This window comes from Vibrio sp. QJM3NY_15, assembly GCF_057785995.1.
This window is the reverse complement of record NZ_CM173517.1, coordinates 106,977-120,764: the sequence shown is the minus strand read 5'-3', so window position 1 is coordinate 120,764 and position 13,788 is coordinate 106,977. Positions and strand designations below refer to the sequence as shown.

Genomic DNA, 13,788 nt, shown 5'->3' with positions numbered 1-13,788 from the left:
TCTACAATCAAAAATTCTAACGCCGTTATCGAGCATTTTAACAAGCTAGGTTGAGCAGTTATTTACTACGATTGATATTATTTAACTATAGGAAACTAGGATGCCTTATTTAATAGTTATAGTCCTCTCTATTTTTACTCTTACTGGATGCCAGTCAGCTTATTACTCCGCTATGGAGCAAGTGGGCTACCACAAACGCGACATTATGGTCGACAGAGTGGAAGATGCAAAAGAGTCGCAGCAGGATGCTCAGGAAGAGTTTACCAGCGCACTTGAAGCCTTGAGTAGCCTGACTAACTTCAGTGGTGGCGACCTTGAAGACATGTACAACAAGATCAATGATAAATACCAAGACAGTGAGAAAGCCGCACAAAATGTCAGTGACCGCATTGCTGCGATTGAAGATGTGTCCGATGCGCTATTTGAAGAGTGGCAGGGAGAGTTAGATCTCTACACCAGTGATTCGTTGCGTCGATCAAGTGAGAAAAAGCTGCGTGAAACCAAATCGTCTTACCAAACCATGCTGTCAGCGATGAAAAGAGCTGAGAAGAAAATGGATCCGGTACTCAACACTCTTCGCGACAACACGCTTTATCTTAAACACAACCTCAATGCGAGTGCCGTTGGTTCATTGCAGGGCGAGTTTATGAGCTTAGAAAAAGACATCGCCTACGCGATAGAACAAATGAATGCGGCGATAGCAGAATCGGATAAGTTCTTAGCTCAACTGAACCAGAAGTAGCGCTACAGAGATACAACACCATGCAGCCTATCATTATTACTGGCGGTCCCGGAGCCGGAAAAACAACTCTGATTAACGCCTTGGGTGATATGGGTTACCCAACCTTCGCAGAGTCCTCTCGCCAGCTGATAGAAGACCAAAGTCAGATTGAAAATGGAATCTTACCTTGGTTAGATCTTCCGGGGTTTGCTCACTTGTGCTTAACAGTGATGAGTGAGCAAAAAGAGCAAGCGAGGCAGCAACAGGTAGCGTTTCTTGACCGTGCGATTCCAGATATCTGTGGTTACTTAGCTCAGGCGAACCTTGAGGTTGATGATAACTACCGAGAAGCGAGTCAAGGCTATCACTCCCAAGTCCTATTCTGCCGCCCTGAAGCTTCTATCTATGTTCAAGATGAAGTGCGCCCTTATCCGTTTGAAGAAGCACTAGAGATTCACCACGCGTTAGTCAGAGTCTACCAAGAGCTTAGCTATGAGGTGGTTGAAGTGCCATTTATGCCAGTCGAAGAGCGAGTTCAATTCATTGAAAGTCACCTATGAATCAAAAGCTAACTACCCAACTCGGTCGTTCCTCCCCCTTAAGGATGACGAATACTTGAATGCTCTTCGAATCACGCATCTCGTTTACCCGTATCTACTCCAACACCACATAAAACAAAAGCCCCGAGCAGCTAGGCTACTCGGGGCTTTCTTATCTACTTAGCTAGAAGCTAGTCAGCTGGCAATTAAGCCTTAGCTGGACGTGCTGCACGCTTACGTTCGTTTTCAGTAAGAAGTTTCTTACGGATACGTACGTTAAGTGGCGTTACTTCTACTAGTTCATCTTCATCGATAAACTCAAGAGCTTGCTCTAGAGTGTGCTTGATCGGTGGAGAAAGAACTTGTGCTTCATCAGTACCAGATGCACGAACGTTCGTTAGTTGCTTACCTTTTAGACAGTTTACTGTCAGGTCGTTTGAACGGTTGTGAATACCGATTACTTGACCTTCATAAACTTCATCAGCGTGCTCTGTGAATAGACGACCACGAGCCTGAAGGAAGAATAGAGCGTAAGTAAGAGCTTTACCCGTTGCGTTCGAGATTAGAACACCGTTGTTACGCTGACCAATGATACCGCCTTTGTAAGGACCGTAGTGATCGAACGAGTGGTAAATAAGACCAGAACCAGATGTCATTGTAAGGAATTCAGTTTGGAAACCGATAAGACCACGAGAAGGCATCATGAAGTCCATGCGAACACGGCCTTTACCATCTGGTGCCATATCTGTTAGCTCACCCTTACGTAGACCGATGCTTTCCATGATCGCACCTTGGTGCTCTTCAACTACATCGATAGTAACCGTTTCGAACGGTTCCATTTTCTGACCATCTTCTTCTTTGATGATTACTTCTGGACGAGATACTGCTAGCTCGAAACCTTCACGACGCATGTTTTCGATCAGGATAGAAAGGTGAAGCTCACCACGGCCTGATACGCGGAAACGGTCTGGACTTTCAGTTTCTTCAACACGTAGTGCAACGTTATGAACCAATTCTTTTTCAAGACGCTCAAGGATGTTACGTGAAGTTACAAACTTACCTTCTTTACCCGCGAACGGAGAAGTGTTTACTTGGAAAGTCATTGTTACTGTTGGTTCATCAACAGACAGTGGTTCCATTGCTTCAACATTGTTTACGTCACAGATAGTGTCTGAAATTTTCAGCTCACCAAGACCAGTGATTGCAATGATGTCGCCAGCGTTAGCTTGTTCTACTTCGTGACGCTCAAGACCTAGGTAACCAAGTACAGTACCTACTTTACCGTTACGTTTCTTGCCTTCAGCATTCACGATAGTTACTTGTTGGTTTGGCTTAACCGAACCACGAGTAACACGAGCAACACCGATAACACCTACGTAAGAGCTGTAATCAAGTTGCGAAATTTGCATTTGTAGTGGACCGTCAAGGTCAACTGCAGGCGCTTCTACTGTATCAACAACAGCTTGGAATAGTGGTTCCATGTCTGTGCCAACTGCGCCTTCTTCCATTGTTGCCCAACCGTTTAGAGCTGAAGCGTAAACAACAGTAAAGTCTAGTTGCTCATCAGTAGCACCTAGGTTGTCGAAAAGGTCGAATACTTGATCCATAACCCAATCAGGACGAGCACCAGGACGGTCAATCTTGTTGATAACAACGATTGGCTTAAGGCCGTGTGCGAATGCTTTTTGCGTTACGAAACGAGTTTGAGGCATTGGGCCGTCAACTGCATCTACGATCAGAAGAACTGAATCAACCATAGACATGATACGCTCAACTTCACCGCCGAAGTCCGCGTGTCCCGGAGTATCTACGATGTTGATGCGGTAATCATTCCAGTTGATTGCTGTGTTCTTAGCAAGGATTGTAATGCCACGCTCTTTTTCGATGTCATTCGAATCCATGACACGCTCTTCAGCTTCACCACGAGACTCAAGAGTGCCTGACTGTTGTAGCAGTTTATCAACCAAAGTCGTTTTACCGTGGTCAACGTGCGCGATGATCGCGATATTTCTTAACTTATCAATCTGTGGAGTAGACATGGATTCTCGATTCACTCATAAAAGGTAGCCGTCAATTATCTCAATTGTTTGGATAATAACCGCTAGCTTGATTTAAAAAACGGTCAATAATATACCAGATTTTAGAAAAAAACCCAGAAATATGTGATCTGAACCAAGGCTTTTTTCTCTATTAGCGATTCATATTCGCTTAACATCGATTCAATACAGTATAGAACAGCTAAATTCGTACGATTTTTAAAATCATTGCGCGCTAACTTCGAGCCAAATCTACCCCGAAAAAGAAAAGTGGATTGACAACGTACTCAATTCGTTGCTGAATGGTATTCGTTTGTGATTCATCATATTGGTGCACATCAAGCGCATTGCACCAACACAGTGCAGGCGGAGATCATTTTGGTGCAAAACTCAAAGACAAACGCAAACAAAAACCACTAAGCAATTGAAATTAATGGAATAATTTTTTTGGCACGCTTTTGGCAATAGATAAATCAGCATCGATTAATGCACATACAGACATTAATCAATGCTGGTTTCAACCGAATCGAGCTAATACCGAATTAATAACACTGGAGGTTATCCAAGATGTCAGTAGAAAATGTACTATCCCTGATCCAAGAGAACGAAGTTAAATTTATCGACTTACGTTTTACTGATACAAAAGGTAAAGAGCAGCATATCTCTATTCCTTCTCACCAAGTTGACGCTGACTTCTTTGAAGAAGGTAAAATGTTCGACGGCTCTTCAGTAGCAGGTTGGAAAGGCATTAACGAATCTGACATGGTAATGATGCCTGACGCATCATCTGCCGTTCTTGACCCATTCACAGAAGACGCAACGCTAAACATCCGTTGTGACATTCTTGAGCCTGCAACAATGCAAGGCTACGACCGTGACCCTCGCTCAATCGCTAAACGTTCTGAAGAATACCTACGCTCTACTGGTATCGCAGATACAGTTCTAGTAGGTCCTGAGCCAGAATTCTTCCTATTTGATGATGTTAAATTCTCAAATGACATGTCTGGTTCTTTCTTCAAGATTGATGACGTAGAAGCAGCTTGGAACACAGGTTCTGACATCGAAGGCGGTAACAAAGGTCACCGTCCTGGCGTTAAAGGCGGTTACTTCCCAGTAGCTCCTGTAGATTCTTCTCAAGACATCCGTTCTGCAATGTGTCTAGTAATGGAAGAGATGGGTCTAGTTGTTGAAGCTCACCACCATGAAGTAGCAACTGCAGGTCAAAACGAAATCGCAACTCGCTTCAACACGCTAACAACAAAAGCTGATGAGACTCAAATCTACAAGTACGTTGTACACAACGTTGCTCACGCATTTGGTAAAACAGCGACATTCATGCCTAAGCCACTAGTTGGTGATAACGGTTCTGGTATGCACGTTCACCAATCTCTAGCAAAAGACGGCGTTAACCTGTTTGCTGGTGATAAGTACGGCGGCCTATCTGAAATGGCGCTTTACTACATCGGTGGCGTAATCAAACACGCTCGTGCAATCAACGCATTTGCTAACCCATCAACAAACTCGTACAAGCGTCTTGTACCTGGTTTTGAAGCTCCGGTAATGCTTGCTTACTCAGCACGTAACCGTTCTGCTTCTATCCGTATCCCAGTAGTACCAAGCCCGAAAGCACGTCGTATCGAGCTACGTTTTGGTGACCCAGCAGCTAACCCATACCTATGCTACTCAGCAATGCTGATGGCTGGCCTTGACGGTATCAAGAACAAGATCCACCCAGGCGAAGCTATGGATAAAGATCTGTACGACCTTCCTGCAGAAGAAGCGGCTGAAATCCCAACAGTTGCAGAATCTCTAGAAGTAGCGCTTAAAGCTCTAGACGCCGATCGTGAGTTCCTAACAGCTGGCGGCGTATTCTCTGACGACTTCATTGATTCTTACATCACACTGAAATCTGACGATGTACAACGCGTGAACATGGCGACACACCCACTTGAGTTTGAACTGTACTACTCAGTTTAATTTTTAGTCGGTCTTCTTACTGCAATAAGTAAGAAACTCTAGAAAAATATTAGGCTCGCCTCGCAGGTGGGCCTTTTTTCTATTCTCCCTACCTCTCCTTCCTCGTACCATATCTTAAACAAAAGCCCTCAGAGGCTGTTGCTATAAATACAATAAAATCAATAACAAAACCAACGCCAAACGTGAAAACACCTAACGGTGGAAAGAGGCTAACGATATGAAAAACATACTGTTCCTAATCGGGTTAACAGTCGCATTCTCGTGCTCTGCTCAAACGGTATATACCTGGGTAGATGAAGATGGCGTACTCCACTTTAGTGATACCCCAACCGATCAAGGTGCTAAATCTCTTCGCCTGCCTGATGTACAAGCGTCAGCGCCAGCCCCTAAATTTGAGGCCTCAACGCCTGTTGACGCTGCAGCATCAACTACAACTAAAACGCCAGCTCAAGTTAAAGCAAAAACCACGGAACGCGAGGCACCAGCTCAGCTAACACTTACCATGCTGACTCCCATTCATGATCAAACCATCCGTAACAACCGTGGCTTAATCCCCATTCAAATCGAACTCAACCGCAAGCTAGGCATTGGTGAGCAGTTGCAATTAATGCTCGATGGCCGCCGTTATGGTGCTCCACAAACCCAGCCAACTTGGGAATTGAAAGGCATCGATCGAGGCACTCACACCATTGCAATTCAAGCACATAGAAGCGGCAAGCTTATTGCATCTACTAGTCCAGTCACCGTGTATTTACATCGAGCGACGCTCAAGTAGGCCAATGTGTTAAAAGAGACTGAATTACCTCTACTTTTCACCCAATCGAAGCAGCTTTCAGCGACTCTAATGAATTATCTTTAGCTTCTGGTTGATATGCGCCATACTTGAACTTAGCTACGCACCAATTTGGTGCAGTGAGAAAAACACCAGTTCAAGGACGAAATAGTGAATCGATCAGCCCAAAGCGACAGCATAGATACACATCATCTTTCCAACGCCATTCTCGACAATATGGTGACCGCGACCTTGATGCTCGATGAGCAATTGTTCGTACGATACGCCAACCCTGCGGCTGAACAACTCTTCTCTCAAAGCGCGAGACGCATCGTCGATCACCCACTAAGCCAGTTAATTCAACATGCTTCCCTCGACTTAGCACTTCTAACTCAGCCTCTACAAAGTGGCCAAAGCATCACAGACAGCGACGTTACCTTTGTTGTCGACAACCGCCCACTGATGTTAGAAGTCACCGTAAGCCCTATCTCATGGCAGCGTGAAACCTTGCTACTAGTGGAGATGCGTAAGATAGACCAGCAAAGACGCCTCAGCCAAGAGCTAAACCAACACGCACAGCAACAAGCGGCGAAGCTACTGGTACGCGGGTTGGCTCATGAAATCAAAAACCCATTGGGCGGTTTAAGAGGAGCGGCGCAACTACTTGGAAAAATGTTGCCCGATCAGTCCCTCAATGAATACACACAGATCATTATTGAACAAGCCGATCGCTTGAGAGCCTTGGTCGACCGCCTTCTTGGTCCACAAAAACCAGGCAAAAAAACCGAAGAGAACCTTCATCAAATTTTAGAAAAAGTTCGACAGTTAGTAGAGCTTGAAGCGGGCTCAACACTCGCCATAGAAAGAGATTACGACCCTAGCCTGCCGGCGATAATGATGGATTCCGCTCAAGTTGAACAAGCCATGCTCAATATCGTGAGTAACGCTGCACAGATTTTGAAGGCGCAAGAGTCCGGTAAAATCACCATCCGCACCAGAACGGTGCATCAAGCCAATATTCATGGCAAGCGACACAAGCTCGCAGCTCGCATTGAGATCAGCGATAACGGTCCGGGCATCCCGGATGAGTTAAAAGATACCCTCTTTTACCCAATGGTGAGTGGGCGCGAGGGTGGCACTGGCTTAGGGCTATCGATATCTCAAAACCTGATCGATCAGCACAACGGAAAAATAGACGTTGAAAGCTGGCCAGGTAACACCACATTCACGATTTATTTGCCGATATAAGCGAAGCCTTGATTCCCATAGGAAACAACGTTTCATCGGCAACAACGAATACCGAACAATAAAAACAACAATGATTATCACAATAGATTTGGCTGCAAAGGAATTGAATTATGAGTAAGGGATACGTTTGGGTCGTCGATGACGACAGTTCTATACGCTGGGTCGTAGAAAAGACGCTGTCATCTGCGGATATAAAGTGCGAAACATTTGCTGACGCAGAGAGCGTGCTGCTGGCGCTTGAACGCGAAACACCGGACGTATTGGTGTCTGACATTCGCATGCCTGGCATTGACGGAATTGAGCTGTTACATCAGGTTCATCAACGCTCTCCCGACCTACCCGTGATCATTATGACCGCGCACTCAGACCTTGATGCGGCGGTGAATGCTTATCAAAAAGGCGCTTTTGAGTATCTGCCTAAGCCGTTTGATATTGATGAGACACTTACTTTAGTAGAGCGAGCCATCGCACACAGCCAAGAACAGAAGCGTGAACAAGCCAGCGAAGTTGCCGAAGAGACCAACGCACCCGAAATTATCGGTGAAGCACCCGCGATGCAGGAAGTTTTCCGCGCTATTGGTCGTTTATCTCGTTCGTCCATTTCTGTTCTGATTAACGGTGAATCAGGTACGGGTAAAGAGTTAGTCGCGCACGCTTTGCACCGCCATAGCCCTAGAGCAAAGAAACCATTTATCGCTTTGAACATGGCTGCAATCCCTAAAGACTTGATCGAATCCGAACTGTTTGGCCACGAGAAAGGCGCCTTTACCGGAGCCAACAGTGTTCGCCAAGGACGCTTTGAACAAGCCAACGGTGGCACGCTGTTTTTGGATGAGATCGGTGATATGCCACTCGATATTCAAACCCGTTTGCTACGCGTCTTGTCGGATGGCCAATTTTATAGAGTGGGCGGTCACTCCGCGGTGAAGGTTGATGTACGTATCGTCGCGGCAACCCACCAAGATTTAGAACGACTAGTGCATGAAGGGGGTTTCCGTGAAGACCTTTTCCATCGACTGAATGTGATTAGAATCCATATTCCTGCGCTGCGTGAACGTAAGCAAGATATTGAGAAACTGACTCATCACTTCTTAGCCTCTGCCGCCGAAGAACTCGGTGTCGAAGTAAAAACACTCCACCCAGAGACGATCCTAAAGCTCAATCAGCTGAATTGGCCAGGTAACGTGCGTCAGTTGGAAAATATTTGTCGTTGGCTCACTGTAATGGCCAGCGGTAGTGAAATATTACCTTCAGATCTGCCTCCTGAGTTATTGGAAGAGAAAGTGGTGACCACTTCAGGCACCGGAGATAACTGGCAGCAGCTGCTGGCTAATTGGGCAAAGTGTGCGCTTGATTCAGGAGAAAAGGAGCTGCTGACTTATGCTCTGCCAGAGTTTGAACGTATACTGCTAGAGGCTGCGCTCAACCATACCAATGGTCATAAACAGGATGCAGCCAAGGTTTTAGGCTGGGGAAGAAACACCCTAACCCGTAAGCTCAAAGAACTGTACTGACCTGATATGACTTTCGATGCAGCTACTTTTTAACCAAAAAAGGGTCGCTTGGTTTGAATAGTGTCGGTACAATTAAGGTATGCCATTCACTAAAGTTGTAGCTAAAGATGTCTTTGAAAACACAAATTACATTGAGAACCGCGGTGGTTCTCCCATTCGTGATGATTTTTCTGTTCACTATGGGCGTAATGGTTTTCACTCAAAAACAAAGCTACAAAGAGATGGTGAGTGATATTAGTGCACGTCAACTAACATCACTCACTGACAATGTTCATAAAAGCCTGTCCGATTTTTTAGAAAAACCGTTTCACGCCAACCTCTCACTCAGCCACAACATTGGCTACCACCACCTCTACCAAGCTGGAAATCTCAGCAAAGTTCAAGATTACATTCTTTATAAGTTTTCCGATCACTTCACCGTAGTACCACAACTTGATGTGATTGGTTTTGGTTCTGAAGACGGGAATTATGTGGGTTTTCGTAAAGAAGCAAACGATGGCTATACCCTGATGGTGCAGGATGACCGCACCCAAGATCAGCTGGTTATCTACCGTGGCAGCAAGATAAGTGAAGACATTCGCTCCGTCATCTCAGGGTATGACCCGCGAGTGCGCCCTTGGTATACGCCAGTTGTTAATCAGAAAAAAGCCGTGTGGTCGCCCATTTACGCCAATGCCGATGAACGCCAAGAGATCACCCTGTCAGCAATTGCGCCTATTTATGATAACGACGAATTTAAAGCGGTCATTGTCAGCGATATTAAGATCAATACCTTCAACGCATTCTTGAGAGATTTAAAAAATAATACCGATGCCTCTGTCTACATCATCGATCAGCAACAACGTTTAGTTGCTCACTCAGAAGGCGGCAGCGTCGTGTCTTGGGGAACAGGTAAAACCCACAAGGGCCAACGTCTCCTCGCAACAGAAAGTTCTAATCCAGTCATACAAAAGAGTGCCAGTTACGTTGACCAGTTTCACTTGGTTAAAAACATGGCCGTTCAACGTTTCAGTTTTAATCTCGATGACCAACGATACTTCAACCAGCTCACACCTTTTGAAGATGGGCATGGCATCACTTGGTTTATTGGCATGTCGATCCCTGAGTCTAACCTGCTCGGTGAACTACCAGAAAATCAAAGAAACAGTTGGCTACTTGGGCTCGCGCTCAGCTGTATTGGCATCATCGCTGGGCTGATTGCCTTTAATCGCGTAATTCGACCGATAACCTCAACCGCCGACGCTGCAAAACGCCTAGCCAATGGCGATTGGAATAACAGCATGCCGAAACCGGGTAATATCTACGAAACCAGCATGCTAGTAGCAGCCTTCAATGAGATGGCCAACAACTTAAAGGCCTCTTTCGAGCAATTACAATCTCAGCTTACCTATGACTCACTAACCAAATTGTATAGCCGAGAAGGCTTTATTGATGCTGCAAAGAAAAGCACCGAAACAGAGGAAGGAACGCTTTATTTGGTTGGTATCGATCGCTTCCGGGATATCAATGATAGCCTTGGCCATTACAATGGTGACCAACTGCTGATCATCGCAGCCGCTCGACTGCGCGGCATTCTGCCAACGGAGTACTTGTTGGCCCGTACTGGTGGCGATGAGTTCGCGATCCACGCACCCAATGTAACTCAAGACGACGACGTTCAGCTGCTTGCTAACCGACTACTCCAAACCTTTGCTTCGCCATTTTCCATGGAATCAGAAAACGTGGTGATCAAGGTATCGATTGGTGTCGTTCACGTATCAAATGACCAAGACGTTACCTTATGGCTTCGCAACAGCAGCATTGCACTGAGCAATGCCAAGCAAGATAAAGCGCGTGTCAGCATCTACAGTCCAGAAATGGGTAAAGCCTCTAGACACCGAACCAAGATGCTAGCCCGCCTCAACAAAGCGATCGAACTGCAACAATTCGAACCCTTTTACCAACCTATTATCGACCTAGAGTCAGGCTCAACAATCGGCGCTGAAGCCCTAGCCCGCTGGATCACTGATGAGGGCATTATCTCACCGTTGGAATTCATTCCACTCGCGGAAGAAACAGGGCTCATCTACGAAATTGGTCAGCAAATTCTGCATAAGTCTTGTCGAGATACTGCAATCGCGATCGAATCAGGGAAATGGAGTGAAGACTTCTCTATTCACGTTAACTTGTCTGTCGACCAACTGAGTGAAAGCGGGTTCATTGACTTGGTTAAAAACACGCTGCGTGATACCAAGTTACCCGCCCAAAACCTGACATTAGAGATCACGGAGTCACGAATCGTCGACAATGACCCAACCATCATAGATAACATGCTGACACTCAAAGCGCTGGGGATTTCGATTGCGATTGACGACTTTGGCACTGGTTATTCATCGCTTGCCTACTTGCAGAAGCTGCCATTTGATTGTCTTAAAATTGATCGAAGCTTCGTCTGTAAGCTCGAACAAGAAAGCTTAGACAGCTCAATCGTTGCGGCTATCGTCAACATAACCAAAGGTTTTAAGGTGAACTTAGTTGCGGAAGGTGTGGAAACTCAACAGCAGGCTGATTTGCTCAAACAACTGCAATGCCCACTGGCACAAGGCTTCTTATACAGTCGTCCTGTTCCGTTTGATCAGTGGCCAACCGATCTCATCAATGTTCAAAAGAATGCCAACGCTCAACAAAATACCAAAAGTAAACAAAGCATCAAAGAGAGCGCTACCTAGCCAGGTTGTAGACAGTCTTAGGGCAGCAATACACAGATACAAAAATGCCAGCATGATGCTGGCATTTTTTATGTTTCTATTCTCAATCGAGCGATTATATAACGCGAGAGAACTGCTGTTGGCGAGCTTTCGCACGTAGGTATTTATCGAAACACATACAGATATTACGAATCAATAGACGACCACGTAGAGTCACACGGATTTCTTTGTCGTCGACTTCAACCAACTCATCGTTGATGAAGGTTTGCAGCAGCCCTAAATCTTCTTTGAAGTAACGATTAAAGTTAACCGAGAACTCAGATTCAATCATCGTTTTATCAAGCTTGAAGTTACAAATCAGCTGTTTGATCACTTCACGACGTAGAAGGTCGTCACTGTCTAGAGCAACGCCTTTCCAAAGTGCATGACGCAGGTCGTTAACTTGTGCGTAGTACTTCTTCAACTCTTTCTGGTTTTGTGCGTAAGCATCACCGACCATTGAGATAGCTGAAACACCAAAGCCCACTAAGTCAGCTTCACCTTGGGTCGTGTAGCCTTGGAAGTTACGATGCAGAATACCTTCACGCTGTGCAACTGCTAGCTCGTCTTCTGGTAAAGCAAAGTGATCCATACCAATGAACTGGTAGCCTGCGCCCGTTAAAGTCTCAATGGTATCTTGTAGGATAGCCATCTTCTCTTTCGGCTCAGGCAGGTCTTCATCTTTAATCTTACGCTGCGCAGCAAACAGTTGCGGCATGTGTGCGTAGTTAAATACCGATAAACGACCCGGTTTCATCTCTAGCACTTGCTTCAATGTTTCAGCAAATAACGCTTGAGTCTGCTTTGGTAGGCCGTAGATCAAGTCTAGGTTGGTTGAACGGAAGCCTAGTTCTTTGGCACGCTGAACCATCGCGATGATGAACTCTTCATCTTGCTCACGGTTAACCAGCTTTTGTACTTCTTTGTTGAAGTCTTGAACACCAATGCTCAGGCGGTTAAAGCCTTCGCTACGCAGGTGATCAAGCACATCTAATTCGATTTCACGTGGGTCAACTTCGATACTGATTTCAGCATCAGCCGTAAAGTTAAACTCATCACGTAGGATCAGCATCAAACGGGTAATTTGAGCTTTAGTTAAGAATGTTGGCGTACCACCACCGAAGTGAAGTTGAGTCACTTCGCGGCCATTCAGTAAAGAAGCACGCTGACGAATCTCATGTTCGATCACATCCAAGTACTCATCGGCTTTATGCGAGTGACGAGTAATGACCTTGTTACAACCACAGTAGTAACAAAGCTTGTGACAGAATGGGATATGTACGTAAAGAGAGAGAGGACGCTCTGGGTACTGAGTACACGCCATGTCGTAATCAGCGACGGTAAACGCTTCATGAAACTCCAACGCAGTTGGGTATGAAGTGTAACGAGGTCCCGAATAGTTATACTTGTTTAAGATTTCTTGATCCCAAACGATTTGCTGATTCGTTGTTACTGGCTTGCTCGACATAGCGGTAATTCCAATTTAGATCCGCGAGAACCTAAGGTCTCTCAAATCATTTTACATACATTAAAATATAGACGGGTTATTTTGCCACACGACTTGTAAGGACGTTTCAAGACAAAATCTTTTTTTCAGATAAAAACTCAGAACTGCTAGCTTGATCACTAACAATGCACCGAAATAAAAAGGTGCAAAAGGTAAGAAGGCTCATTTAACACTATCTATAAAGATAAGGTGCATTAAGAACAGCGCGTCTTAAGAACACCCTGTATTAAACAAGCCTCTATATTAAAAGTCTCAGTGACTAGATCATCTGAATATTGATTTGATTGTTGAGAGGCTTAACCTTCTCCTGCAACCTTTTCAAATCTTCGATAACCGCATCATTCAAGCGAGTCTCTGCCTTGTGGCGTGTGAGATTCTGCTGCATACGTTCTTTCTTGGTCAGTTCCTGCCTTCCGTCTCCGCGCGCCATATCTTTAACGATATGGTACAGCTCAGAAAGAGCAGGATATTCAGAATCAAAATCGACACGCTCATCACCTTGAACATTATCCATAATGATACACACTCGGATACTGATCTCAGGCAAATCACACTGGCCTTGAATACCCGCTAAACACAAGGTATTTACGTTGTCGTAAATCGTTGCGTTACGTTTTTCAATGGCAAGTGCTTGATGCTGCTTTTGCAACTCCGTCTGCTTCTTCACTTGAAGTAGAAGGTAACCTGCATAAGAGCCCAAGCCGAGAATGATAATTCCACCAGCAATTGCTAATAAGGTTACATTCAT

10 protein-coding genes are annotated in these 13,788 nt (G+C 45.3%); 7 read left to right on the top strand and 3 right to left on the bottom strand.

What is annotated here, in order from left to right:
- Positions 1 to 100 precede the first annotated feature (100 nt).
- Together AC3CKG_RS00520 and AC3CKG_RS00515 are read left to right on the top strand one after the other, a co-directional pair.
- Complete coding sequence (locus AC3CKG_RS00520) at positions 101 to 742, top strand: DUF2959 domain-containing protein (protein ID WP_017107901.1); 642 nt, start codon at positions 101 to 103, stop codon at positions 740 to 742.
- Positions 743 to 762: 20 nt separating this feature from the next.
- Positions 763 to 1,281, top strand: a complete 519-nt coding sequence (locus AC3CKG_RS00515) for an AAA family ATPase (RefSeq protein ID WP_488528633.1) — start codon at positions 763 to 765, stop codon at positions 1,279 to 1,281.
- A 185-nt stretch (positions 1,282 to 1,466) separates the two neighbouring features.
- Here the strand turns inward: AC3CKG_RS00515 and typA are convergent, their stop codons facing one another.
- Positions 1,467 to 3,299, bottom strand: coding sequence for a translational GTPase TypA (gene typA, locus AC3CKG_RS00510; protein WP_017107903.1), 1,833 nt, complete (start codon positions 3,297 to 3,299; stop codon positions 1,467 to 1,469).
- Positions 3,300 to 3,863: 564 nt separating this feature from the next.
- Between typA and glnA the strand changes: the two genes are divergently transcribed.
- From glnA to gepA, 5 genes are all read left to right on the top strand, one after another.
- Positions 3,864 to 5,273 carry a glutamate--ammonia ligase gene (glnA, locus tag AC3CKG_RS00505; RefSeq protein ID WP_017107904.1) on the top strand — a complete coding sequence of 470 codons (1,410 nt, stop codon included), beginning with the start codon at positions 3,864 to 3,866 and terminating at the stop codon, positions 5,271 to 5,273.
- Between the two features lie 217 nt (positions 5,274 to 5,490).
- A complete protein-coding gene (locus AC3CKG_RS00500) occupies positions 5,491 to 6,048 on the top strand; it encodes a DUF4124 domain-containing protein (RefSeq protein WP_488528632.1) in 558 nt (185 codons plus the stop codon).
- A 168-nt stretch (positions 6,049 to 6,216) separates the two neighbouring features.
- A complete protein-coding gene (glnL, locus tag AC3CKG_RS00495) occupies positions 6,217 to 7,293 on the top strand; it encodes a nitrogen regulation protein NR(II) (RefSeq protein WP_017109220.1) in 1,077 nt (358 codons plus the stop codon).
- 110 nt (positions 7,294 to 7,403) lie between these two features.
- Positions 7,404 to 8,807 (top strand): nitrogen regulation protein NR(I), encoded by a 1,404-nt coding sequence (glnG, locus tag AC3CKG_RS00490; RefSeq protein WP_017107907.1) that lies wholly within the window; start codon positions 7,404 to 7,406, stop codon positions 8,805 to 8,807.
- Positions 8,808 to 8,914: 107 nt separating this feature from the next.
- Positions 8,915 to 11,515, top strand: a complete 2,601-nt coding sequence (gene gepA, locus AC3CKG_RS00485) for a phosphodiesterase GepA (RefSeq protein WP_488528631.1) — start codon at positions 8,915 to 8,917, stop codon at positions 11,513 to 11,515.
- A 94-nt stretch (positions 11,516 to 11,609) separates the two neighbouring features.
- On the opposite strand, the gene hemN is transcribed toward gepA, so the two are convergent.
- Positions 11,610 to 13,001: an oxygen-independent coproporphyrinogen III oxidase gene (hemN, locus tag AC3CKG_RS00480; protein ID WP_065113319.1), complete on the bottom strand. Its 1,392-nt coding sequence runs from the start codon at positions 12,999 to 13,001 to the stop codon at positions 11,610 to 11,612.
- 298 nt (positions 13,002 to 13,299) lie between these two features.
- The gene (locus tag AC3CKG_RS00475; protein ID WP_004735578.1) at positions 13,300 to 13,788 is read right to left on the bottom strand and encodes a DUF2489 domain-containing protein; all 489 of its coding nucleotides are present in this window, start codon (positions 13,786 to 13,788) and stop codon (positions 13,300 to 13,302) included.